Below are 22,737 nucleotides of genomic sequence, written 5' to 3'. Positions count from 1 at the left end.
ACGGGCCTCAGCCCTTGCCCTTGGTACGGGTGAGGTTGGGGCCGGCGTGCTTTTCCAGGTGCTCGATGATGATGCCGGCGACGTCCTTGCCGGTGGTGGTCTCGATGCCCTCCAGGCCCGGCGAGGAGTTCACCTCCATCACCAGCGGGCCGTGGTTGGAGCGCAGGATGTCCACCCCGGCCACCGACAGGCCCATGACCTTGGCCGCGCGGATCGCGGTCATGCGTTCCTCGGGGGTGATCTTGATCAGGCTGGCGGTGCCGCCCCGGTGCAGGTTGGAGCGGAACTCGCCGGGCTTGGCCTGGCGCATCATCGCGGCGATCACCTTGTCGCCCACCACGAAGCAGCGGATGTCGGCGCCGCCGGCTTCGCGGATGTACTCCTGCACCATGATGTTCTGCTTCAACCCCATGAAGGCCTCGATCACCGATTCGGCGGCCTTCTCCGTCTCGCACAGAACCACGCCTATGCCCTGGGTGCCTTCCAGCACCTTGATCACCAGGGGGGCGCCGTTGACCATGCGGATCAGGTCGGGGATGTCGTCCGGCGAGTGGGCGAAGCCGGTCACCGGCAGACCGATGCCCTTGCGCGAGAGCAGTTGCAGGGAGCGCAGCTTGTCCCGCGAGCGGGAGATGGCGACGGACTCGTTGAGCGGGTAGACCCCCATCATCTCGAACTGCCGCAGCACCGCGCAGCCGTAGAAGGTGACCGAGGCGCCGATGCGCGGGATCACCGCGTCGAAGCCCTCCAGTGCACGGCCGCGGTAGTGGATCTGCGGCTTGTGGCTGGCGATGTTCATGTAGGCCCGCAGGGTGTCGATGACCACCATCTCGTGACCGCGCTGCTGGCCGGCCTCCACCAGACGACGGGTCGAATACAGACGCGGGTTGCGCGACAGCACGGCAATCTTCATTGGGCACCTGGGAGGGAATCGAACGCCGGCAGGGTCGGCTTGTCCTGTACGTAGCTGAGGGCGGGGTTGACCACCAGTTGCCCGTCCACCAGGGCCTTGGAGCCGATGAGCACGCGGTAGCGCATGGCCTTGCGGCAGGCGAGGGTGAACTCGATGGGCCAGGCGCGATCGCCCAGCACCACGGTGGTGCTGATGACGTAGCGGCTCTGGGCCTGGCCGTTGGAACTCTTGATCGTGCGCACCGAGACCAGCCGCGCCTCGCAGCGGTGGCGCCGCTGCACCAGGGTGCCCAGGTGCGCGGTGAAGCGCACCCAGCGCTCGCCATCGCGCTCGAAGGGCACGATGTCGCTGGCATGCAGGCTGGAGGTGCTCGCCCCGGTGTCGACCTTCGCTCGCAGACCGACCATGCCAAGCTCCGGCAGGGCGATCCATTCACGCAGGCCGACCACGGAGAGGTGATCGAAGGTCTTCACGGCGGGGATTCCGGTAGAGTTGCCGGCATTCTAGATGGGCCGTGTGACAACTGCATCCGCCACCGGCCGACGATGTGCGGGCGCCCGCAGGGTGCCCCGGAGGGAAAGCAACGATGCGCGAGAAAGACGACGACAAGGTGCGCCTGGACAAGTGGCTCTGGGCCGCGCGCTTCTACAAGACCCGCGCCCTGGCCAAGGAGGCCATCGAGGGCGGCAAGGTCCATCACCGGGGCGAGCGCTGCAAGCCGGGCAAGGAGCCACGGGTCGGCGACGAGTACGTGATCCGCACCGGCTTCGACGAACGTACCGTGGTGGTTCGTGCCCTGTCGGTGGTGCGCCGGGGCGCGCCCGAGGCCCAGGCGCTGTACGAAGAGACGGCGGACAGCATCGCCCGTCGTGAAGAAGCGGCCGCCCTGCGCAAGGCCGGGGCCCTGGGGGTGCAGACCGACGGACGGCCCACCAAGAAGCAGCGCCGGCAGATCCATTCCCTGCGCGGCGCCGCCGAGTAGGTCAGCGCAGGCGCTTGGTATCCAGCAGCGCCAGGCGGTTCACCAGCGGGATGTAGCCGCCCAGGCGCAGCGCCGGGCTGGCCAGCCACTGCAGCAGGTGCGCCAGGTGGCTGCCGGCCGGGGTGCAGAAGCCCCAGGCGATGACCATCAGGGTGATCACCAGGCCACCGACCACATCGTCCGTCAGCCAGTGGGCACCGGCCACCAGGCGCGGCAGCATCAGCACCGTGGCGATGACCAGCACGGTCACGCGCTTCCAGCCACGAGCGAAGATCGCCATGAACAGGCCCCAGAGCATCAGCACCGAAGCATGGTCCCCCGGGAAGCTGCGGCTGGAACGGTCCTTCACCTCGAACACGCTTTCCAGCAGCGGGAACTGGTCGCTCAGCTGGATACCGCCGAGCACCACCGAAGGGCTCGCGTGCTGCCAGCCGAAGTGCACGCCGATCTTGGTGAACAGCGAGCGCACCACCAGCAGCATGGCCAGCAGGGCGATGAAGGTGAACAGCGCCGGGCGCAGCTCATGGCGACGGAAGGTCCAGTCCTGGCGGATCAGCAGCGCCAGCATCAAGCCGCCGGCGAGGATGTCGAACAGGCGGGTGCTGGCGAAGGCCCAGAGCGCCATCCACACCGGGCGGCCTTCGAGGGAGCCGTTCAGCGCCCGGTAGGCGGCATCGTCGGCCAGGTCCCAGAGTTCACGGGTGGTCGGCCACAGCCAGCTGGCCAGTACCAGGGCCGCCAGCAGGTGCAGCCCGAGCAGGGCCGGCCATCGCCAGGAGGCTTGGACGCGCATTGGTTTCTCCATAAAATTCCCATCCTCATCTATCGCGGGCAGCGGAATGGCGCGCTTTATAGTGCGCTGTCACCGATCTGTCACCCTCTTGTGGTTGCCCCCATGCCTATTTCCGACAATTCCCAGCGTTTTATCTTCGACGACACCGACGTACGCGGTGAAATGGTCTCCCTGGGCGAGAGCTACACCCACGTCCTGGCCAAGCACCCCTACCCGGAACCGGTGGCCCAGCTGCTGGGCGAGATGCTCGCCGCCGCCGCGCTGCTGGTGGGCACCCTGAAGTTCGACGGCCTGCTGGTGCTGCAGGCGCGCTCCAGCGGCGCCGTGCCGCTGCTGATGGTGGAGTGCTCCAGCGAGCGCGAGATCCGCGGCATCGCCCGCTACCACGCCGAGCAGATCGGCGCCGACGCCGACCTGCGGCAGCTGATGCCCGAAGGCGTGCTGACCCTCACCGTCGACCCCCGTCAGGGCCAGCGCTACCAGGGCATCGTCACCCTCGAAGGCGCCAACCTGGCCGAGTGCCTGTCCACCTACTTCGCCAACTCCGAACAGCTGCCGACCCGCTTCTGGCTCAACGCCGACGGCCGCAACGCCCGTGGCCTGCTGCTGCAGGCCCTGCCCGCCGACCGCCTGAAGGACCCGGAAGCCCGTGCCGCCAGCTGGCAGCACCTGACCACCCTGGCCGACACCCTCACCGCCGAGGAACTGCTGGGCCTGGACAACGAAACCGTCCTGCACCGCCTGTTCCACGAAGAGACCGTGCGCCTGTTCGACCCCCGCCCGCTGCGCTTCCACTGCAGCTGCTCGCGGGAGCGCTCGGCCAATGCCCTGGTCAGCCTCGGCCAGGCCGACGCCGAGGCCCTGGTGGAGGAACAGGGCGGTGCCGTGGTGATCGACTGCCAGTTCTGCAACCAGCGCTACCGCTTCGACGCCGCCGACGTGGCCCAGCTGTTCGCCGGTGGCGGCAGCCGCGCGCCGTCGGAAACCCGCCACTGAGCACCGTTCGGCGGAATTCGTAAGGCTGCTACCCATTTGTAGCGAGGGCGCCCCTGTGGATATGTCGCCGGGGCCCCCGCTGCATCGTCGCTTCAGCAGCTGCGGTCCGGAACGTGACCGGCAGGTGCGATTCAAGTCTTGTAGCGGTCTTTCGGCCCCCGATGAGTGGTCACGGAGAACCCCTCCAGCACCCCCTGATTTCGCCTGGAACCCAGGCAGGACGTGCCTTACATCCAGTCATCTCGCAATCGCCCGGTTTCCTCTGGCATAATCCGGCGCACTTTTTTCGCTGTAGCGGGTCGCAAGGCTCACTACATTTCGCATTGGAGGACTCGGCCTCTGGCCGACGGGGAACCACATGACGCAAGCCACTAAAGCCGTGTACACCGACATCAGCGCCGCGCAACTGGTCGAAGAAGCCATCCGCCGTGGCGAAGGTGAACTGGCCGCCAACGGTTCGCTGGTCGTGCAGACCGGCCATCGCACCGGCCGTTCTCCGGCTGACCGCTTCATCGTCCAGGAGCCGAGCACCGACGCCAAGATCGCCTGGGGCGCCATCAACCGTCCCTTCCCGGCGGACAAGTTCGATGCACTGTGGGCCCGTGTCGAAGCCTATGTGACCGAACGCGAGCGTTTCGTCTCCCACGTGCACGTCGGTGCCGACCCCGCGCACTACCTGGCCGTCAAGATGACCACCGAGACCGCCTGGCACAACCTGTTCGGCCGCTGCCTGTTCATCAACCCCGAGCAGTACAACCCGCAGGGCCGCCAGGAATGGCAGATCATCAACGCCCCGAACTTCGTCTGCGAGCCCGAGCGTGACGGCACCAACTCCGATGGTTGCGTGATCCTCAACTTCGCCCAGCAGAAAGTCCTGATCGCCGGCATGCGCTACGCCGGTGAGATGAAGAAAGCCATGTTCTCCGTGCAGAACTTCCTGCTGCCGGAAAAAGACGTGCTGCCGATGCACTGCGCCGCCAACGTCGGCGAAGACGGCGACACCACCCTGTTCTTCGGCCTGTCCGGCACCGGCAAGACCACCCTCTCCGCCGACCCGAGCCGTTACCTGATCGGTGACGACGAGCACGGCTGGGGCGTGGGCACCGTGTTCAACGTCGAAGGCGGCTGCTACGCCAAGTGCATCGACCTGTCCGAGAAGAACGAGCCGGTGATCTGGAAAGCCATCCAGTTCGGCGCCGTGCTGGAAAACGTCGTGCTCAACCCGGAAACCCGCCTGCCCGACTACAGCGACGACAGCCTGACCCAGAACACCCGTGCCGCCTACCCGCTGCACCTGGTGGAGAAGCGCGTCGAAGCCAACCGTGCCGGCGAGCCGAACGCGGTCATCTTCCTGACCTGCGACCTGACCGGCGTACTGCCGCCCGTCTCCATCCTCAACAACGAACAGGCGGCCTACCACTTCCTGTCCGGCTACACCGCCCTGGTCGGCTCCACCGAAATGGGTTCCGGCGGCGGCATCAAGTCCACCTTCTCCACCTGCTTCGGCGCCCCCTTCTTCCCGCGCCCGGCCGGTGAGTACGCCGAACTGCTGATCAAGCGCATCCAGGGCTTCGGCTCCAAGGTGTACCTGGTCAACACCGGCTGGACCGGCGGTGGCTACGGCGTCGGCAAGCGCTTCAGCATCCCCACCACCCGTGGCGTGATCGCAGCCATCCAGAGCGGCGCGCTGGTCGGTGCCGAGACCGAGCACCTGGACATCATCAACCTGGACGTGCCGAAGGCCGTTCCGGGCGTCGAGACCGAGCTGCTCAACCCGCGCAACACCTGGGCTGACAAAGCCGCCTACGACGCGGCCGCCAAGGCCCTGGCCGAGAAATTCGTCGAGAACTTCAAGAAGTTCGACGTCTCCGACGCCATCCGCAACGCCGGTCCCAAGCTGTAAGGGACCCGTTGTACGAAGAAGCCGCCTACGGGCGGCTTTTTCATTGGGCACCGCCCCGTGCTGCAGCCCGCCACTGGCGTAGGGTGGATGACGCTCTTCTCATCCACCAACCGCGCTCCCGGGGGCAGACAACGATGGAGCTTGCTCCTCGCGGAACAACACCCGCTCCATCCTACTGACAGACCGGTCGGTGCCCTGCCCTACCCTGCAACGGCGCCGCTGTGTTGCACTTCGGGCCATGATCGACAGCCCCACACAACGGAGTGACGCCATGCCCCTCGCCACCCTCGCCCGCGTCTTCGGCTACGACCGCTTCCGCCCCGGCCAGGAAGCCGCCGTCAGCGCCGTGCTGGCCGGCCGCTCGGCCGCGGCGATCTTCCCCACCGGCTCCGGCAAGTCCCTCTGCTACCAACTGCCCGCGCTGCACCTGCCGCACCTGACACTGGTGGTGTCGCCGCTGCTGGCGCTGATGCAGGACCAGCTGGCCTTCCTCCACGCCCACGGCATCGCCGCCGCCAGCATCGACTCGGCCCAGAGCCGCGAGGAGGCTGCCGAGGTCATGGCCCGCGCCCGCAGCGGCGAGTTGAAGATCCTGATGATCTCGGTGGAACGGCTGAAGAACGAACGCTTCCGCCACTTCATCCAGCAGGTGCCGATCTCCCTGCTGGTGGTGGACGAAGCCCACTGCATCTCCGAGTGGGGCCACAACTTCCGCCCCGACTACCTCAAGCTGCCGGACTACCAGCGCGAGTTCGGCATCCCCCAAGTGCTGCTGCTCACCGCCACGGCCACCCCGGCGGTGATCGCCGACATGCAGCGCAAGTTCGCCATCGACTCCGCCGACGTGGTCACCACCGGCTTCTACCGGCCCAACCTGCACCTGCAGGTGGAGCCCGTGGCCGGCGAGCAGCGCCGCCGCTACCTGGTGGACTGGCTGCGGGCCCGGCCCGGCAAGCCCGGCATCGTCTACGTCACCCAGCAGAAGAGCGCCGAAGAGCTGGCCGCCCACCTCACCCGCCAGGGCATCGACGCCTGCGCCTACCACGCCGGCCTCGACCACAGCGTGCGCGAAGGCCTGCAGCGGCGCTTCATGAACGGCGAGGTGAACCTGATGGTCGCCACCATCGCCTTCGGCATGGGCATCGACAAGGCCGACATCCGCCTGGTGGTGCACTACGACCTGCCCAAGTCGGTGGAGAACTACAGCCAGGAGATCGGCCGCGCAGGCCGCGACGGCCAACCCTCGGAATGCCTGGTGCTGGCCAACCGCGACGGCCTCAACGTGCTGGAGAACTTCGTCTACGGCGACACCCCCGAGCGCGACGGCATCGCCGAGGTGCTGCAGGAACTGCGCAGCGCCACCGGCCCCGACGGGCGCTGGGAGCTGATGGCCGGCGCCCTCTCCGAGCAGAGCAACATCCGCCCGCTGCCGCTGAAGACCCTGCTGGTGCAGCTGGAGCTGCGCGGCCTGATCGCCCCGCTGTTCGCCTACTTCGCCGAATACCGCTTCAAGTACCTGATCGAGCCCGAGGCGCTGCTGGCGCGCTTCGAGGGCGAGCGCCGGCAGTTCGTCCAGGCCCTGGTGGACACCTCCACCCGCGCGCGCATCTGGTGCACCGTGGACTTCGACCGGCTCTACCGCGACCACACCGCCGAGCGCGCGCGGGTCGTGAAGGCCCTGGACTTCTTCCAGGAGCGCGGCTGGATCGAGCTGGAGAGCAAGCAGATGACCGAGGTCTACGCCCTGCGCCAGCCCGACTTCGACGCCGAGGCCCTGGCCGATGAGCTCCACCGCTACTTCCGCCAGCAGGAGGACAGCGAGATCGCCCGCATCCAGGCCATGCTCGCGCTGTTCGCCAGCGACACCTGCCTCAGCGCCCGGCTGGCCCGCTACTTCGGCGACCAGGCCGCCCCGGCCGCCTGCGGCCACTGCTCCGTGTGCGCCGGCCGGGTGGCGGTGCTGCCGCCGCCGGCACCGCTGGCGCCCCTCGCCGGGCAGGATCTGGAAGGCCGCTGCCAGGCCTTCATCGAGCGCTACCGCGAGGCCAAGGGCCGCGCCCCCAGCGTCGACTGCCTGACCCGCCTGCTCTGCGGCATCGCCACCCCGGTGTTCACCCGCCTCAAGGCCCGCAGCCTGCCCGCCTTCGGCGCCCTGGAGGCCTACCCCTACGCCGAGGTGCGCCAGCAACTGGCCGATACCCGGAGGTGATGAATTCGATGTGTTTTATCGCCATTCCTCACTGGTCGGCGTTCACCGGCCTGCTTAGGATGGCGCACCCTTTCCACCGTTGCGCCTGACCAGGAGCCGACCATGCACATCGACGAAGCCATCCGTACCCGCCGCGCCATCAAGGGCTACGACACCCAGCACAGCCTGAGCCGCGAAGAGAAGGACGAACTGCTGAAGCTGGCCCTGCTCGCCCCCACCGCCTTCAACCTGCAGCACGTGCGCCTGGTGGAAGTCAGCGACCCCGCCCTGCGCCAGCAGATCCGCGAAGTAGCGTGGAACCAGGCCCAGGTGACCGAAGCCTCGATGCTGGTGGTGATCTGCGCCCGCCTCGACGCCTGGGAACAGGACGCCGCCCGCGTCTGGGCCGACGCGCCGCAACCGGTGCAGGAATTCATGGCCGGCGCCATCGACAACTACTACCGCGGCAAGCCCCAGGTGCAGCGTGACGAAACCATGCGCAGCTGCGGCCTGGTGGCCCAGACCCTGATGCTGGCCGCGCGCGGCCGTGGCCTGGACAGCTGCCCCATGGACGGTTTCGACTTCGACGCCGTGGCCAAGCTGATCAACCTGCCGGAGAACCACGTCATCGGCCTGATGGTCGCCGTCGGCAAGCAAGCCGTCGAAGCCAAGCCGCGCATCGGCAAGCTGGCCTTCGACGAAGCCGTGATCCGCGACCGCTTCTGATCCCCGCCCCACACCGGGCTGCGCACCCCAGGTGCGCAGCCCGCGTCGTTACAGCGCCTTCTCGAAGATCTTGGAATTGCGCTGGTAGTTGTACAGCGAGGCCCGCGCCGCCGGCAGGCGCTCAACGCCGCTGGGCTGGAAGCCGCGCTCGCGGAACCAGTGGGCGGTACGGGTGGTGAGGACGAACAGGGTCTTCAGGCCCAGGGCCCGGGCCCGTTCCTCGATGCGCTCCAGCAGCTCGTCCCCGCGACCGCCATGGCGGTACTCCGGGTTCACCGCCAGGCACGCCAGCTCCCCCGCCTCGGAATCGGCGATCGGGTAGAGCGCCGCGCAGGCGATGATGTGGCCATCACGCTCGACGATGCTGAACTGGCCGATCTCCCGCTCCAGCACGTCCCGCGAACGGCGCACCAGGATGCCCTGCTCCTCCAGCGGGGTGATCAGCTCGATCAGCCCGCCCACGTCGTCGATGGTGGCCTCGCGCAGGGACTCGAACTGCTCCTGGTCCACCAGGGTGCCGCCGCCGTCACGGGTGAACAGCTCGGTGAGCAGCGAACCGTCCTCGGCGTAGCTCACCAGGTGGCTGCGCTTGACCCCGCTGCGGCAGGCCTGGGCGGCCGCGTCCAGCAACTCGGCCTGGTAGCCGTTGCCCAGCCGCGCCAGGTGCTGCGGCACCTGCTGCGGGCGCAGCTCGCGCACCAGTCGGCCGTGTTCGTCGATCAGCCCGCGTTCGGCGCCGAACAGCACCAGCTTGTCCGCGCCCAGGTCGATGGCGGCACGGGTCGCCACGTCCTCGCAGGCCAGGTTGAAGATCTCCCCGGTGGGGGAATAGCCCAGCGGCGAGAGCAGCACGATGGAGCGCTCGTCCAGCTGGCGGCCGATGCCCTTGCGGTCGACCCGGCGCACCTCGCCGGTGTGGTGGTAGTCGACCCCGTCGACGACGCCGATGGGCCGCGCGGTGACGAAGTTGCCGCCGGTGACCCGCAGCCGCGAGCCCTGCATCGGCGAGGCGGCGATGTCCATGGACAGCCGCGCCTCGATGGCGATGCGCAGCTGGCCCACGGCGTCGATCACGCATTCCAGGGTGGGGCCGTCGGTGATGCGCAGGTCGCGGTGGAAGTGCGGGGTCAGCCCGCGCGCGGCCAGGCGTGCCTCGATCTGCGGGCGCGAACCGTGCACCAGCACCAGGCGCACGCCCAGGCTGTGCAGCAGCACCAGGTCGTGGACGATGTTGCCGAAATTCGGGTGGGCAACCCCCTCGCCGGGCAGCATCACCACGAAGGTGCAGTCCCGGTGGGCGTTGATGTAGGGCGAAGCATGGCGCAGCCAGTTGACGTAGTCGTGCATGGGATTCCGAATGCCTGTGACGGGGGCGAAATGAACGGTGCTACTCCGGAAACGGAGCAGGTGGCGTTGCGTTTATCGTCGTCGCAGCAACATCAACGGAAGCCCTCCTGGGGAGTCATCTGGCGGGCACCTCTGAAAACTACCTGCGTTGTCATCGCGGCGTTAAAAACCGGCTCAAAATGCTCATTTACCGTACGTAAACTGCGCTTTTTCGCCTGTTTTTGCCTTGCGCTGACGGCCTCGCCTACGTTTTCAGAGGTGCCCTGGTTGGGTTGGGGTGATGCAGTAATGGCGGATCAACTGACGCAACAGCGCCACCGTAGGTGCGATCCGTGACAGTTCGAGGTGCTCGTCGGGCTGGTGCGCGCAGGCGATGTCGCCAGGGCCCAGCACCAGGGTCTGGCAGCCGAGGTGCTGAAGATACGGTGCTTCGGTGCCAAAGGCCACCGCTTCTGCGGCATGCCCGGTTAGACGTTCGGCGAGTTGCACCAGCTCGCTGTCGGCCGGCTCCTCGAACGGCGGCACCGCCGGGTAGAGCGGCCGGTAGTCGAGGGACACGCCGTGGCGCTCGGCCACCGGGCGCAGGCGCTGGCCGATGGCCTCGCGCAGCACCTCGGGATCCATGCCCGGCAGGGGCCGCAGGTCGAACTCCAGGCTGCACTGGCCGCAGATGCGGTTGGGGTTGTCGCCGCCGTGGATGCAGCCCAGGTTGAGGGTCGGCCCCGCCACATTGAACAGCGGATTGTGGAAGCGCGCCTGCCATTCGCGGCGCAGCGCCAGCAGCTCGCCGATGCCCTCGTGCATGGCCTCCAGGGCGTTGCGGCCCAAAGCCGGGTCGGAGGAGTGGCCGCTCTGCCCGAGGATGTCGATGCGCTCCATCATCACGCCCTTGTGCAGGCGGACCGGCTTCAACCCGCTGGGCTCGCCGATCACCGCCGCCCGCGCCAGGGGCCGACCGGCCGCCGCCAGGGCGCGGGCGCCGGACATGGAGCTTTCCTCGTCGCAGGTGGCGAGAACGATCAGCGGCTGGCGTGGCACCTGCCCGTCCAGCTCGCGCACCGCTTCGATCACCAGCGGGAAGAAGCCCTTCATGTCGCAGCTGCCCAGGCCGTACCAGCGATCGCCCACCTCGGTGAGGGCTAGCGGGTCGGTTTTCCACAGCGCCGCGTCGAAGGGCACGGTGTCGCTGTGCCCGGCCAGCACCAGGCCGCCGGGGCCGCTGCCCAGGGTGGCCAGCAGGTTGGCCTTGCCCGGCGCCACGGTCTGGATCTCGCAGGTGAAGCCCAGCTCGCCCAGCCAGGCGGCCAGCAGCTCGATGACCGGCAGGTTGGACTGGTCCCAATGGGGCTGGGTGCAACTGACCGAGGGCGCGGCGATCAACGCAGCGAACTGGGTCTTCAGGTCTGGAAGGCGCATGGGGGTTCTCCACCGACGAGCGCCCATCATAGGCAGGCGTCACCGCTGGCGAAACCACCCGGCAGGCCCCGCCGCGCTGCTGTAGACTTCACGCCCTCGACAGCCATCCCGCGCTGCACCAGAAAGTCCGGCCATGCAGAAAGAAACCGAAATCAAGCTCCGCGCCAGCCGCGAGACCCTCGACGCCCTCCGCGACCACCCGCTGCTGAAGAAGCGCATCAAGGGTGGCTGGGAGACCCGCGAACTGTTCAACCAGTACTACGACACCCCCGCCCGCGACCTGGCCCAGGCCCGCGTAGCGCTGCGCATGCGCCGCGACGGCGACCAGTTCATCCAGACCCTGAAGACCCGTGGCCAGAGCGTGGCCGGGCTGTCCGAGCGCAACGAGTGGGACTGGTACCTGCCCAAGGCCAAGCTTGACACCAAGAAGCTCAGCGACGAGTGCTGGCCCGCCAGCCTTGCCGAGCTGGACAAGAAGACCCTGGCCCCGCTGTTCACCACCGACTTCGTGCGCCAGCGCGCCGAAGTGGCCTGGGGCCGTGGCAAGGCCAAGGTGGTGATCGAAGCTGCCCTGGACCTGGGCAAGGTCATCGCCGGCGACCAGGCGGAAGAAATCTGCGAGCTGGAGCTGGAGCTGCGCCAGGGCGAGCCCGAGGCCCTGCTGGAGCTGGCCGAGGCCCTGGCCGCCGACCTGCCGCTGATGCCCTGCGACATCAGCAAGGCCGAGCGCGGCTACCGCCTGTATGACGCCCAGAGCTACAGCGTCAGCCTGCCCGCCCCTGAACTCGCCTTCGAACAGCCGCTGGACGACACCATCCCCGCCCTCGGCTGGACCCTGCTGGGCAACAGCCAGCGCCTGGCCGAGCAGTACCGCTTCAACGGCCACTGGAAGCTGCTGGCCGACTGGCTGCAGCAACTGGTCGACCTGCGCGCCCTGCTGGGCAGCCTCGGCCAGGCCGCCCCGCGCCCCACCAGCCATGAGCTGCGCCAGGCGCTGGATGCGTTGATCGGCGACTGGCGCCCGGTGGTCAACGCCGGCCAGAACGACGAAAGCGTGCGCCAGGCCGCCCCGGCGCGCTTCGCCGAGGAACTGGCCGGCACCCGCTGGGGCCTGTTCTCCCTGAAAGCCTCGCGCTGGCTGCTGGGCCGCAGCTGGACCCAGGGCCGCAACGCCCGCGGCGAGCGCCAGGGCCAGGCAGCCATCGGCCGCTGGCTGCCGCGCCTGCTGGCCGAGGAAGCCGTCGCCCTGCAACTGGACCGCTACCGCCGCCAGCCGGAAGACCTGGCCGAGCAGCTGCCGCGCATCGAGCGCCTGCTGGTCTGGCTGCGCCTGGCCCGTGGCGTGCTGGTGGAGGTGCCCGAGGTGGACCGCTGCTTCGGCGAACTGAGCAAGCTCGCCGAACTGGCCTCCCAGCCCCTGGACGACGCCAGCCGTGAGGCCCGCAGCGCCCAGGCCCAGCACCTGCTGACCCTGAAGGCCTGGAAACACCTGCTGAAGTGACCCGCCGGCCCGCCACCCCGGGTGGCGGGCCTGGAGCCCCCGCATGTTCAAGCACAGCCTCCGCTCCCTGATCACCACCTGGTTCACCGGCCTGCTGGCCTTGCTGCCGCTGGTCCTGACCCTGGCGCTGCTGGCCTGGATCGTCAGCCTGCTGAACCGCCTGGTGGGCCCCTCCACCCTCATCGGCCAACTGCTCGCCGCCCTCGGCCAGCCGTTCGCCAGCAATCCGGTCCTGGCCTGGTTCGTCGGCACCCTGGTGCTGCTGGGCAGCCTCTACCCCCTGGGCCTCGCCGTGCAGCTGGGCCTGCGCCGGCCGCTGGCCTGGCTGTTCGACCAGACCCTGCGCCGCACCCCGCTGATCGGCAACGTCTACAACGTCGCCGACCGCTTCGTCGGCATGCTCGACAAGGACAAGAACGCCGACATCACCACCATGCAGCCGGTGTGGTGCTTCTTCGGCGGCGACGGCGCCGCCGTGCTGGCGCTGCAGCCCAGCTCCGAGCCCATCGAGCTGGAAGGCCGCGCCTACTGCGCCATCCTCGTGCCCACCGCGCCGATCCCGGTGGGCGGCGGGCTGCTCTACGTCCCGGTGGACTGGGTACGCCCCGCCGACATGGGCGTCGACGCCCTCACCAGCGTCTATGTCTCCATGGGCCTGACGCCCCCGGGCGCCGCCCGCAAGGCCACCGAGGAACGCCCATCGCCGTGACCTGCGGGCCTGGTTACAATGCACGCCCCATCAGCCCCGGCTGGGGTTCCTTCGTCTTTACCGAGTGAGTCCGCCATGGTTTTCAAAGTGTTCGTAGATGGTCAGGAAGGCACCACCGGCCTCCGGTTGCTCGACTACCTGTCCGGCCGTTCCGACGTGGAGCTGCTGCGCATCGCCGATGACAAGCGCAAGGACCCGGCCGAACGTGCGCGCTTCCTCAACGCCGCCGACGTCGCCTTCCTCTGCCTGCCCGACGTCGCCTCCCGCGAGGCGGTGTCCCTGGTGACCAACCCGAACACCTGCATCATCGACGCCAGCACCGCCTTCCGTACCGACGACAGCTGGGCCTACGGCCTGCCGGAACTGGCCGCCGGCCAGCGCGAGAATATCCGCACCAGCAAGCGCATCGCCGTCCCCGGCTGCCACGCCAGCGCCTTCATCCTCGCCGTGCGCCCGCTGATCGACGCCGGCCTGCTGCCCGCCGACTACCCGCTCTCGGCCTTCTCCCTCACCGGCTACAGCGGCGGCGGCAAGGGCATGATCGCCCAGTACGAAGCCGGCAATGACGCCAAGCTGATGAGCCCGCGCCCCTACGCCCTGGGCCTGGAGCACAAGCACCTGCCGGAAATGCGCGTCCAGGCTCGCCTGGCCCAGGCACCGGTGTTCAACCCCATCGTCGGCCCCTTCCTCAAGGGCCTGGCCGTGACCGTGCCGCTCTACACCGAGCGCCTCGCGCGCAAGGCCAGCGCTGCCGAGATCGCCGAGATCTACCGCCAGCACTACGCCGGCGAGCAGTTCGTGCGGGTGATGCCGGCCGGTGACGACGGCAACCTCGACGGCGGCTTCTTCGACGTCCAGGGCTGCAACGACACCAACCGCGTCGACCTCTTCGTCTTCGGCTCCGCCGACCGCCTGAACCTGGTCGCCCGCCTGGACAACCTCGGCAAGGGCGCCGCCGGCGCCGCCGTGCAGTGCATGAACGTGCACATCGGCGCCGACGAGGCCACCGGCCTCAACGCCTGACCCGCTGCACAACGAGAAAGGCCGGCCTCTGCCGGCCTTTTTTGTGCCTGCGGGGTTTACATCCAGTAGCCCGGGCTTCAGCCCGGGGATGGTCCGTCCTGCTCCCGGGCTGAAGCCCGGGCTACACGCCAGGTGGACCGATGAAGCGCGGCCCGCCCTACGCACATCGGCTCATGGGCGGCTCCCGTAGGGGCGAATTCATTCGCCCAAGGACTGCGCAGCAGTCCCGTCCCGTGCACCGTGGGCCCGCCCGGCAGGAGCGAATTCATTCGCGAAAGGGCCGCGCAGCGGTCCCGTCGTGACCTCAAGGGGCGGACCTACGGCCCGCTTGGCGACTGAAGTCGCCCCTACAAGGGTGCCCATGAAGGTTCCAGCACTACCCCTCCACCGGCAAGCAGGTGGTGGACTTGATCTCCGAGAGGGCGACGATGGAGTTCACCTCCTGGATGCCCGGCACCATGGACAGCTTCTCGAAGAAGAAGCGCTCATAGGCCTCGATGTCCCGGGTGACGATGCGCAGCATGAAATCCACCGCCCCCATCAGCACATGGCACTCCAGCACTTCCGGGAAGCCGCGCATGGCCTCGGCGAACTCGGTGAGGTTTGAGCGGCCATGGGCGTTGAGCTTCACCTGGGCGAAGATCTGCGCGTTGAGGCCGATCTTTCGCCGGTCCAGCAGGGTGACCTGGCGACGGATCACCCCCTCCTCCTTGAGCCGCTGGATGCGTCGCCAGCACGGCGACTGGGACAACCCGACGCGCTCGGCGATCTCGGCGGTGGAAAGCCCCGCATCTTCCTGCAACAGGTCGAGGATGCGGCGGTCGTAGGCGTCCAGTTCCAAAGGCATGTTTTTCCCCTCATCAGGCAATACGGGGAAATTCTATGTGCAAAGAACCCGATAAGCCCGCGAGATAGGCAGATATTTTGCCGCTTCGGCTGGGAAACTGTGCCCATCCCAACCGGAGCCCCCGCCATGTTCGAACGCGAATCCGCCGCCTGCCAGCCGCTGCCCGCAACCCCGTCCACCGAAGGGACGCGCAGCGACCCCTGGAAGCCCCACGAGGCCCCTCGCCCGCTGCGCTTCGCCGTGCACGCCGCCGCCGAACCGGACCTGCTGCTGCGCCTGCTCGGCCATTTCGCCCAGTTGCAGGTGCTGCCGCTGCGGGTGGAGGCCCGCCACCTGGACGACGACCTGCGCATCGACGTGGTCCTCACCGACCTGCCGCTGCACCGCGCCGAGGTCATCGCCCGGCGCCTGCGCAGCCAGGTCGGCATCCTCGGCGTGGAGCTGCAGGTTACTGGCTGATCGGTCAGGCTGCCGACCGGGTCACGCAAACAGCTTGGCCCTGGGAGGGTGGTTTCGGGCATCCTTGGCACCCTGCGGGGAAGGCGCATTGACTACGCTTTCCCGTCGGGACTGCACGACCAAGGAGAACGCATGTCGGCTTTCGCATCGGCCGCCCAGGATCGCTGGCTGGATCTCAATGACCTGCTCCGGGAGCTGGTGAACCAGGGCCGGATCGCCCAGGACACCGCCGAGCAATGCCTGGCCATCCGCCGCAGCGCGGTGAACAACCAGCAGCACCCGCTGGAGTTCCTCGCCAGCCAGCAGGTGGACGACCTCAAGCGCCCCGGCCGCAAGCTGGAGCTGGAGACCCTCACCCAGTGGCTGGCCGACTATTGCGGCCAGCCCTACCTGCGCATCGACCCGCTGAAGATCGACGTCGCCGTCGTCACCCCGCTGATGTCCTACGCCTTCGCCCAGCGCCACAAGATCCTCGCCGTGGCGGTGGACAGCGAGAGCGTCACCATCGCCAGCGCCCAGCCCTTCGTGCACAGCTGGGAGAGCAACCTCACCCACGTGCTCAAGCGCCCCATCAGGCGCGTGGTGGCCAACCCCGCCGACCTGCAACGCTTCACCACCGAGTTCTACCGCCTGGCCAAGTCGGTCAGTGGCGCCACCGCCGTGGACCAGAAGATCAGCGGCGTGGGCAACTTCGAGCAGCTGCTCAAGCTCGGCGCCAGCGACCAGGAGCCGGACGCCAACGACGCCCACATCGTCAACATCGTCGACTGGCTGTTCCAGTACGCCTACCAGCAGCGCGCCAGCGACATCCACATCGAGCCGCGCCGCGAGCAGGGCACCGTGCGCTTCCGCATCGACGGCGTGCTGCACAACGTCTACCAGTTCCCGCCCCAGGTCACGATGGCCATCGTCAGCCGCCTGAAGAGCCTCGGGCGGATGAACGTGGCCGAGAAGCGCAAGCCCCAGGACGGCCGGGTCAAGACCAAGACCCCGGACGGCGGCGAGGTGGAGCTGCGCCTGTCGACCCTGCCCACCGCCTTCGGCGAGAAGATGGTGATGCGGATCTTCGACCCCGAGGTGCTGCTCAAGAGCTTCGACCAGCTGGGCTTCTCCCAGGACGACCTGAAGCGCTGGCAGAGCATGACCCACCAGCCCAACGGCATCATCCTGGTCACCGGCCCCACCGGCTCGGGCAAGACCACCACGCTCTACACCACGCTCAAGCAGCTGGCCACCAGCGAGGTGAACGTCTGCACCATCGAAGACCCCATCGAGATGATCGAAGGCGCCTTCAACCAGATGCAGGTGCAGCACAACATCGACCTCAGCTTCGCCAGCGGCGTGCGCGCGCTGATGCGCCAGGACCCGGACATCATCATGGTCGGCGAGATCCGCGACCTGGAGACCGCCGAGATGGCCATCCAGGCCGCCCTCACCGGCCACCTGGTGCTCTCCACCCTGCACACCAACGACGCCCCCAGCGCCATCACCCGCCTGCTGGAGCTGGGCGTGCCCTACTACCTGCTGCGCGCGACCCTGCTCGGGGTCATGGCCCAGCGCCTGGTGCGCACCCTGTGCCCGCACTGCAAGGCGCCCATGGAGCTGGAGGAAGAGGACTGGCAGAACCTCACCCGCCCCTGGAGCGCCCCGCTGCCCACCGGCGCGCACCGCGCCGTGGGCTGCCTGGAATGCCGCGACACCGGCTACCGCGGCCGTGCCGGGGTCTACGAGATCATGCTGCTGAGCGACGGCGTGAAGAGCCTGATCACCGCCGACACCGACCTCGTCGCCCTGCGCCGCCAGGCCTTCAAGGACGGCATGCGCAGCCTGCGCCTGTCCGGCGCGCAGAAGATCGCCGCCGGCCAGACCACGGTGGAGGAAGTGCTGCGCGTCACCCCCCAGAGCGAACAGAAATAACCACGGGACTCGGCGGCGCCCCGCGTATTTGCAGGCCACACTGAGCTGTGCAAAGGTGCCGGGCCAACCGACCTGGACCACGGGGCGCAACGCCCCGCCCGACACACTGCCAAGGAGTACAGCATGGGCATCAGTACCGTCGTCATCCTCTTCGTCGCCCTCGCGGTGGCCATCGTCTTCATGGGGTTCAAGATCGTGCCCCAGGGCTTCGAGTGGACCGTCGAGCGCTTCGGCCGCTACACCACCACCCTCAAGCCCGGCCTGAACATCATCGTCCCGGTGGTGGACCGCATCGGCCGCCGGGTCAACGTCATGGAAAGCGTGCTGGACATCCCCCCGCAGGAAGCCATCAGCGCCGACAACGCCATGGTGCAGATCGACGCCGTGTGCTTCTTCCAGGTGGTCAACACCGCCCAGGCCGCCTACGAGGTGAACAACCTCGAACACGCCATCCGCAACCTGGTGATGACCAACATCCGCACCGTGCTCGGCTCCATGGAGCTGGACGCCATGCTCAGCCAGCGCGACGCCATCAACGAACGCCTGCTGCACACCGTGGATGAAGCCACCGCGCCCTGGGGCGTGAAGGTCACCCGCATCGAGATCAAGGACATCAGCCCGCCCAACGACCTGGTCGAAGCCATGGCCAGCCAGATGAAGGCCGAGCGCCTGAAGCGCGCTCAGATCCTCGAAGCGGAAGGCTCCCGCTCCGCCGCCATCCTCACCGCCGAAGGCCAGAAGCAGGCCGAGATCCTCCGCGCCGAAGGCCAGCGCGCCGCCGCCTTCCTCGAAGCCGAAGCCCGCGAACGGGCCGCCGCCGCCGAAGCCGAGGCCACCCGCGTGGTGTCCAACGCCATCGCCACCGGCAACGTCCAGGCGGTGAACTACTTCGTCGCCCAGAAGTACGTCGAAGCCCTCGGCAACCTGGCCAGCGCCAACAACAGCAAGGTGATCCTCATGCCGCTGGAAGCCAGCCAGGTGATCGGCTCGGTCGGCGGCATCGGCGAGATCGTCAAGGCCACCTTCGGCGACAAGAAGGGCTGAACATGCTGGCGTACCTGCAGAACCTCGCCTTCTGGGACTGGCTGGCCCTCGGCACCCTGCTGCTGATCCTCGAAGTCTTCGGCGCCGGCGGCTACCTGCTGTGGATCGGCCTGGCCGCCGCCGGGGTCGGTGCCCTGGTGTTCTTCGTGCCGGACCTGCCCTGGCAGGCGCAGTTCGTGCTCTTCGGCCTGCTCGCCGTGGCCACCGCCGCCTACTGGTGGCGGCGCCAGCAGGTGGCCGTGCGCGCCTCCGACCAACCGGGCCTGAACCGCCGCGGCCAGGAGCTGCTGGGCCGGCAGTTCACCCTGTTGCAGGCCATCGAGGGCGGGCGCGGCAAGATCCGCGCCGGCGACTCGGTGTGGCTGGTGGTCGGCCCGGACCTGCCGGCCGGCAGCCACGTCCGCGTGGTCGGCCAGGACGGCGTGCTGCTGAAAGTCGAGCCCGCCCCGGCGGACTGAGCCCCTTGCCCCGGCCCCGGCGGCTGGCGTCCAATAGCGCCTCACCGCCGAGGAGCCGCCGATGTCCCGCCCTGCCACCGCCCGCAAGCCCCGCGCCAGCAGCCAGTTGCGCATCGCCGCCATCCTCGACGCCGCCCGGTGCCTGCTCGCCGAACAGGGCGTGGCCAACCTGTCGATCTACAGCGTCGCCGAGCGGGCGGAGATGCCGCCCTCCTCCGTCTACCACTTCTTCTCCAGCGTCCCGGCGATCCTCGAAGCGTTGACCGCCGACGTCCACGCCGCCTTCCGCGCCAGCCTGCAACAACCGGTGGACCACACCGCACTGCGCAGCTGGCGCGACCTGTCGCGGATCGTCGAGGAGCGCATGCTGGCGATCTACGATGCCGACGCCGCCGCCCGCCAGCTGATCCTCGCCCAGCACGGGCTCACCGAAGTGACCCAGGCCGACCGCCAGCTGGACATCGAGCTGGGCCACCTGATGCACGCCGTGTTCGAGCGCCACTTCCCGCTGCCCGCCCTGCCCGAGGACCTGAACGTCTTCTCCCTGGCCATGGAGCTGGGCGACCGCGTCTACGCGCGTTCCGTGCAGCAGCACGGCCACATCACCCCCCGCCTGGCCGAGGAAGGCATGCGCGTGTTCGACGCCTACCTGGGGCTCTACCTGCCGCACTGCCTGCCCAAGCGCGACGCCATCCAGGACGCCTGAAAAGCCGATAGTTATCGAACTAAAAGCCTCCTCACGCTGAGTGAATGCTAAAAATCCCTTTCAAAACGGATTTTTATCGAATATAACGGTGCCATCCGCGCGACTGGACCGCGACCGATCGCACGGAATCCCCCGGAATGCCGATGAATATCCGGCACCGGTCCGCAACCGTTCGACGAGGTGTTCCATGTCCCGCATCGTTACCGTCGCCGCCACCCAGATGGCCTGCTCCTGGGATCGTGCCGCGAATATCGCCAACGCCGAGAAGCTGGTGCGCCAGGCCGCCGCCCAGGGCGCGCAGATCATCCTGATCCAGGAACTGTTCGAGACGCCCTACTTCTGCCAGAAGCCCAACGCCGACTACGCCCAGCTGGCCACCCCGGTGGAGGAGAACGCCGCCATCGCCCACTTCAGCCGGCTCGCCGCCGAACTCAAGGTGGTGCTGCCCATCAGCTTCTTCGAACGCGCCGGCCGTGCCCGCTTCAACAGCATCGCCATCCTCGACGCCGACGGCAGCAACCTCGGCGTCTACCGCAAGAGCCACATCCCGGACGGCCCCGGCTACCACGAGAAGTATTACTTCAACCCCGGCGACACCGGCTTCAAGGTCTGGGACACCGCCTACGCCCGCATCGGCGTCGGCATCTGCTGGGACCAGTGGTTCCCCGAATGCGCCCGCAGCATGGCGCTGATGGGCGCCGAACTGCTGTTCTACCCCACCGCCATCGGCAGCGAACCCCACGACGCCACCATCACCTCCCGCGACCACTGGCAGCGCGTGCAACAGGGCCATGCCGGCGCCAACGTCATGCCGCTGATCGCCTCCAACCGCATCGGCCGCGAAGAGCAGGACGGCTACGACATCACCTTCTACGGCTCGTCCTTCATTGCCGATCAGTTCGGCCGCAAGGTGGCTGAACTCGACGAGGTCGAAGAAGGTATCCTTGTCCACCGCTTCGACCTCGACGAACTGGAGAAGGTACGCACCGCCTGGGGCGTGTTCCGCGACCGCCGTCCTAACCTGTACTGGCCGATCGCGACCCTCGACGGCGAAACCCTCTCCGAATGACCGACCCGGCGCCGCAGGCCGGCCTCATCAACGGCCTGCGCCCTCCACCAAGGACCGCCCCATGAGCACCCCGATCCGCACGCCCCGCGCCGATGGCTTCCACATGCCCGCCGAGTGGGCGCCCCACACCCGCACCTGGATGGTCTGGCCCGAGCGCCCGGACAACTGGCGCCTCGGCGGCAAGCCCGCCCAGGCCGCCTTCACCGCCGTGGCCAAGGCCATCGCCCGCTTCGAGCCGGTGACCGTGTGCGCCTCCGCCGCCCAGTACGAGAACGCCCGCGCGCGCCTGGACGACGCCAACATCCGCGTGGTGGAGATCACCACCGACGACGCCTGGGTGCGTGACACCGGCCCCACCTTCGTCATCGACGACCAGGGCGAAGTGCGCGGCGTGGACTGGGCGTTCAACGCCTGGGGCGGTTTCGACGGCGGCCTCTACTTCCCCTGGCAGCGTGACGACCAGGTGGCCCGCAAGATCCTCGAGATCGAAGGCTGCGCACGCTACCGCACCGAAGGCTTCGTGCTGGAAGGCGGCTCCATCCACGTCGATGGAGAAGGCACCCTGATCACCACCGAGGAATGCCTGCTCAACCGCAACCGCAACCCGCACCTGAACCGCGAGGAGATCGAAGCGGTGCTGCGCGACCACCTGGCGGTGGACACCATCATCTGGCTGCCGGATGGCCTCTACAACGACGAGACCGACGGCCATGTGGATAACTTCTGCTGCTACGTGCGCCCGGGCGAAGTGCTGCTGGCCTGGACCGACGACCCGGCCAACCCCAACTACCCGCGCTGCCAGGCCGCGATGAAGGTGCTGGAGCAGGCCCGCGACGCCAAGGGCCGCCAGCTGGTGGTGCACAAGATGCCGATCCCCGGCCCGATCCACGCCACCGAGGAAGAATGCGCCGGCGTCGACCTGGTGGAAGGCACCCAGGAGCGCGACCCGTCGATCCGCCTGGCGGGTTCCTACGTCAACTTCCTGATCGTCAACGGCGGCATCGTCGCGCCGAAGTTCGACGACCCGAAGGACGCCGAGGCCGAAGCCATCCTCAAGCGCCTGTTCCCGCAGCACGACGTGGTGATGGTGCCCGGCCGCGAGATCCTCCTCGGCGGCGGCAACATCCACTGCATCACCCAGCAGCAGCCGGCACCGCAGAAGCGCTGAGCCACCGCTGGATGAACGAAGCCCCGCGAACGCGGGGCTTTTTCATTCCGGCACAAGGCACTTCCCTATGGGAGCGGTTTCGTCGGGCAATCCCCTACACCCCGGGGGCGCACCGTGCGTCATCACGAATGCGTTCCCACACGGATCGATTTGTAGGGGCGAATTCATTCGCCCAAGGACCGCGCAGCGGTCCCCAACGAACGAGCCCCCGCAAACGCGGGGGCTCTTCATGTCGGTACAAGGCACGGTCATGTGGGAACGAATTCATTCGCGAAGGATCGCGCAGCGATTCCCGCTTCCCCCCACGATCACACCCCGCTGCCTCACAGCTTGGCGATGGACACCTCGGTGGACTTCACGAAGGCGATCACCTCGGAGCCGATGCCCAGCTCCAGCTCGCGCACGGAGCGGGTGGTGATCACCGAGGTGACGATGCCGGCGGCGGTCTGCACGTCGATCTCCGACAGCACCGGGCCCTCGATGATTTCCTTGATGGTGCCCTTGAACTGGTTGCGGACGTTGATGGCTTTGATGGTCATGGCGTTTTTCCTTTGCTCGGGGTCGTGGGATGA

General features: G+C 68.1%; 22 protein-coding genes. 15 read left to right on the top strand and 7 right to left on the bottom strand.

What is annotated here, in order from left to right:
- Positions 1-7: 7 nt before the first annotated feature.
- Together rimK and FBY21_RS21585 are read right to left on the bottom strand one after the other, a co-directional pair.
- Entirely contained in the window at positions 8-913 is a 906-nt protein-coding gene (rimK, locus tag FBY21_RS21590) for a 30S ribosomal protein S6--L-glutamate ligase (RefSeq protein WP_044405301.1), read from the bottom strand.
- On the bottom strand, positions 910-1,320 hold the full coding sequence (locus FBY21_RS21585; protein ID WP_232060879.1) for an ATP-dependent zinc protease: 411 nt from the start codon (positions 1,318-1,320) through the stop codon (positions 910-912). Before FBY21_RS21585 ends, rimK begins: the two co-directional genes overlap by 4 nt.
- Positions 1,321-1,499: 179 nt before the next feature.
- Between FBY21_RS21585 and FBY21_RS21580 the strand changes: the two genes are divergently transcribed.
- A complete protein-coding gene (locus FBY21_RS21580) occupies positions 1,500-1,895 on the top strand; it encodes an RNA-binding S4 domain-containing protein (RefSeq protein ID WP_044405297.1) in 396 nt (131 codons plus the stop codon).
- Between the two features lies 1 nt (position 1,896).
- Here FBY21_RS21580 and FBY21_RS21575 read toward each other — a convergent pair whose 3' ends face one another.
- Positions 1,897-2,688: a phosphatase PAP2 family protein gene (locus FBY21_RS21575; protein ID WP_142013564.1), complete on the bottom strand. Its 792-nt coding sequence runs from the start codon at positions 2,686-2,688 to the stop codon at positions 1,897-1,899.
- Positions 2,689-2,790: 102 nt separating this feature from the next.
- Here FBY21_RS21575 and hslO point away from each other — a divergent pair, with 102 nt between their 5' ends.
- The 4 genes from hslO to FBY21_RS21550 all read left to right on the top strand — a co-directional run bounded on the left by hslO (position 2,791) and on the right by FBY21_RS21550 (position 8,501).
- The gene (gene hslO, locus FBY21_RS21570; RefSeq protein WP_044405288.1) at positions 2,791-3,684 is read left to right on the top strand and encodes an Hsp33 family molecular chaperone HslO; all 894 of its coding nucleotides are present in this window, start codon (positions 2,791-2,793) and stop codon (positions 3,682-3,684) included.
- 358 nt (positions 3,685-4,042) lie between these two features.
- Positions 4,043-5,587: a phosphoenolpyruvate carboxykinase gene (locus FBY21_RS21560; protein WP_074972300.1), complete on the top strand. Its 1,545-nt coding sequence runs from the start codon at positions 4,043-4,045 to the stop codon at positions 5,585-5,587.
- Positions 5,588-5,858: 271 nt separating this feature from the next.
- On the top strand, positions 5,859-7,796 hold the full coding sequence (locus FBY21_RS21555) for an ATP-dependent DNA helicase RecQ (protein WP_142013561.1): 1,938 nt from the start codon (positions 5,859-5,861) through the stop codon (positions 7,794-7,796).
- Positions 7,797-7,898: 102 nt separating this feature from the next.
- The gene (locus FBY21_RS21550) at positions 7,899-8,501 is read left to right on the top strand and encodes a nitroreductase family protein (protein ID WP_044405281.1); all 603 of its coding nucleotides are present in this window, start codon (positions 7,899-7,901) and stop codon (positions 8,499-8,501) included.
- A 48-nt stretch (positions 8,502-8,549) separates the two neighbouring features.
- Here FBY21_RS21550 and argA read toward each other — a convergent pair whose 3' ends face one another.
- Positions 8,550-9,848, bottom strand: a complete 1,299-nt coding sequence (gene argA / locus FBY21_RS21545) for an amino-acid N-acetyltransferase (protein WP_142013558.1) — start codon at positions 9,846-9,848, stop codon at positions 8,550-8,552.
- Between the two features lie 252 nt (positions 9,849-10,100).
- Positions 10,101-11,264, bottom strand: a complete 1,164-nt coding sequence (gene argE, locus FBY21_RS21535; protein WP_142013556.1) for an acetylornithine deacetylase — start codon at positions 11,262-11,264, stop codon at positions 10,101-10,103.
- A 133-nt stretch (positions 11,265-11,397) separates the two neighbouring features.
- Here argE and FBY21_RS21530 point away from each other — a divergent pair, with 133 nt between their 5' ends.
- The 3 genes from FBY21_RS21530 to argC all read left to right on the top strand — a co-directional run bounded on the left by FBY21_RS21530 (position 11,398) and on the right by argC (position 14,497).
- Positions 11,398-12,765: an inorganic triphosphatase gene (locus FBY21_RS21530; protein WP_142013553.1), complete on the top strand. Its 1,368-nt coding sequence runs from the start codon at positions 11,398-11,400 to the stop codon at positions 12,763-12,765.
- A 43-nt stretch (positions 12,766-12,808) separates the two neighbouring features.
- Positions 12,809-13,474, top strand: coding sequence for a DUF502 domain-containing protein (locus tag FBY21_RS21525; RefSeq protein ID WP_142013550.1), 666 nt, complete (start codon positions 12,809-12,811; stop codon positions 13,472-13,474).
- Between the two features lie 75 nt (positions 13,475-13,549).
- Entirely contained in the window at positions 13,550-14,497 is a 948-nt protein-coding gene (gene argC / locus FBY21_RS21520) for an N-acetyl-gamma-glutamyl-phosphate reductase (protein WP_142013548.1), read from the top strand.
- Positions 14,498-14,873: 376 nt separating this feature from the next.
- Here the strand turns inward: argC and FBY21_RS21515 are convergent, their stop codons facing one another.
- The gene (locus FBY21_RS21515) at positions 14,874-15,344 is read right to left on the bottom strand and encodes an Lrp/AsnC family transcriptional regulator (protein WP_044405265.1); all 471 of its coding nucleotides are present in this window, start codon (positions 15,342-15,344) and stop codon (positions 14,874-14,876) included.
- 126 nt (positions 15,345-15,470) lie between these two features.
- Between FBY21_RS21515 and FBY21_RS21510 the strand changes: the two genes are divergently transcribed.
- The 7 genes from FBY21_RS21510 (at position 15,471) to aguA (ending at position 22,165) form a co-directional block, all read left to right on the top strand.
- Positions 15,471-15,803: a hypothetical protein gene (locus FBY21_RS21510; protein WP_142013545.1), complete on the top strand. Its 333-nt coding sequence runs from the start codon at positions 15,471-15,473 to the stop codon at positions 15,801-15,803.
- 132 nt (positions 15,804-15,935) lie between these two features.
- On the top strand, positions 15,936-17,720 hold the full coding sequence (locus FBY21_RS21505) for a GspE/PulE family protein (RefSeq protein ID WP_142013543.1): 1,785 nt from the start codon (positions 15,936-15,938) through the stop codon (positions 17,718-17,720).
- Between the two features lie 123 nt (positions 17,721-17,843).
- The gene (locus tag FBY21_RS21500; RefSeq protein ID WP_044405260.1) at positions 17,844-18,764 is read left to right on the top strand and encodes an SPFH domain-containing protein; all 921 of its coding nucleotides are present in this window, start codon (positions 17,844-17,846) and stop codon (positions 18,762-18,764) included.
- Between the two features lie 2 nt (positions 18,765-18,766).
- Positions 18,767-19,222: an NfeD family protein gene (locus tag FBY21_RS21495; RefSeq protein WP_044405257.1), complete on the top strand. Its 456-nt coding sequence runs from the start codon at positions 18,767-18,769 to the stop codon at positions 19,220-19,222.
- A 61-nt stretch (positions 19,223-19,283) separates the two neighbouring features.
- Positions 19,284-19,928 carry a TetR/AcrR family transcriptional regulator gene (locus tag FBY21_RS21490; protein ID WP_142013541.1) on the top strand — a complete coding sequence of 215 codons (645 nt, stop codon included), beginning with the start codon at positions 19,284-19,286 and terminating at the stop codon, positions 19,926-19,928.
- 187 nt (positions 19,929-20,115) lie between these two features.
- A complete protein-coding gene (gene aguB / locus FBY21_RS21485) occupies positions 20,116-20,997 on the top strand; it encodes an N-carbamoylputrescine amidase (RefSeq protein WP_074972318.1) in 882 nt (293 codons plus the stop codon).
- Positions 20,998-21,058: 61 nt separating this feature from the next.
- Entirely contained in the window at positions 21,059-22,165 is a 1,107-nt protein-coding gene (gene aguA / locus FBY21_RS21480; RefSeq protein WP_142013538.1) for an agmatine deiminase, read from the top strand.
- Positions 22,166-22,488: 323 nt separating this feature from the next.
- Here the strand turns inward: aguA and FBY21_RS21475 are convergent, their stop codons facing one another.
- Complete coding sequence (locus FBY21_RS21475) at positions 22,489-22,704, bottom strand: molybdopterin-binding protein (RefSeq protein ID WP_003455791.1); 216 nt, start codon at positions 22,702-22,704, stop codon at positions 22,489-22,491.
- Between the last annotated feature and the right edge of the window lie 33 nt (positions 22,705-22,737).

The sequence above is a fragment of the Pseudomonas sp. SLBN-26 genome (assembly GCF_006715895.1).
GTDB lineage: Bacteria > Pseudomonadota > Gammaproteobacteria > Pseudomonadales > Pseudomonadaceae > Metapseudomonas > Metapseudomonas otitidis.
The sequence above is the reverse complement of the archived record's forward strand: the minus strand, read 5'-3'. Positions and strand labels throughout refer to the sequence as shown.

Coding starts and splice junctions, on each gene's coding strand:
- rimK (WP_044405301.1), bottom strand. CDS start 913: ATGAAGATTGCCGTGCTGTCGCGCAACCCGCGTCTGTATTCGACCCGT.
- FBY21_RS21585 (WP_232060879.1), bottom strand. CDS start 1,320: ATGGTCGGTCTGCGAGCGAAGGTCGACACCGGGGCGAGCACCTCCAGC.
- FBY21_RS21580 (WP_044405297.1), top strand. CDS start 1,500: ATGCGCGAGAAAGACGACGACAAGGTGCGCCTGGACAAGTGGCTCTGG.
- FBY21_RS21575 (WP_142013564.1), bottom strand. CDS start 2,688: ATGCGCGTCCAAGCCTCCTGGCGATGGCCGGCCCTGCTCGGGCTGCAC.
- hslO (WP_044405288.1), top strand. CDS start 2,791: ATGCCTATTTCCGACAATTCCCAGCGTTTTATCTTCGACGACACCGAC.
- FBY21_RS21560 (WP_074972300.1), top strand. CDS start 4,043: ATGACGCAAGCCACTAAAGCCGTGTACACCGACATCAGCGCCGCGCAA.
- FBY21_RS21555 (WP_142013561.1), top strand. CDS start 5,859: ATGCCCCTCGCCACCCTCGCCCGCGTCTTCGGCTACGACCGCTTCCGC.
- FBY21_RS21550 (WP_044405281.1), top strand. CDS start 7,899: ATGCACATCGACGAAGCCATCCGTACCCGCCGCGCCATCAAGGGCTAC.
- argA (WP_142013558.1), bottom strand. CDS start 9,848: ATGCACGACTACGTCAACTGGCTGCGCCATGCTTCGCCCTACATCAAC.
- argE (WP_142013556.1), bottom strand. CDS start 11,264: ATGCGCCTTCCAGACCTGAAGACCCAGTTCGCTGCGTTGATCGCCGCG.
- FBY21_RS21530 (WP_142013553.1), top strand. CDS start 11,398: ATGCAGAAAGAAACCGAAATCAAGCTCCGCGCCAGCCGCGAGACCCTC.
- FBY21_RS21525 (WP_142013550.1), top strand. CDS start 12,809: ATGTTCAAGCACAGCCTCCGCTCCCTGATCACCACCTGGTTCACCGGC.
- argC (WP_142013548.1), top strand. CDS start 13,550: ATGGTTTTCAAAGTGTTCGTAGATGGTCAGGAAGGCACCACCGGCCTC.
- FBY21_RS21515 (WP_044405265.1), bottom strand. CDS start 15,344: ATGCCTTTGGAACTGGACGCCTACGACCGCCGCATCCTCGACCTGTTG.
- FBY21_RS21510 (WP_142013545.1), top strand. CDS start 15,471: ATGTTCGAACGCGAATCCGCCGCCTGCCAGCCGCTGCCCGCAACCCCG.
- FBY21_RS21505 (WP_142013543.1), top strand. CDS start 15,936: ATGTCGGCTTTCGCATCGGCCGCCCAGGATCGCTGGCTGGATCTCAAT.
- FBY21_RS21500 (WP_044405260.1), top strand. CDS start 17,844: ATGGGCATCAGTACCGTCGTCATCCTCTTCGTCGCCCTCGCGGTGGCC.
- FBY21_RS21495 (WP_044405257.1), top strand. CDS start 18,767: ATGCTGGCGTACCTGCAGAACCTCGCCTTCTGGGACTGGCTGGCCCTC.
- FBY21_RS21490 (WP_142013541.1), top strand. CDS start 19,284: ATGTCCCGCCCTGCCACCGCCCGCAAGCCCCGCGCCAGCAGCCAGTTG.
- aguB (WP_074972318.1), top strand. CDS start 20,116: ATGTCCCGCATCGTTACCGTCGCCGCCACCCAGATGGCCTGCTCCTGG.
- aguA (WP_142013538.1), top strand. CDS start 21,059: ATGAGCACCCCGATCCGCACGCCCCGCGCCGATGGCTTCCACATGCCC.
- FBY21_RS21475 (WP_003455791.1), bottom strand. CDS start 22,704: ATGACCATCAAAGCCATCAACGTCCGCAACCAGTTCAAGGGCACCATC.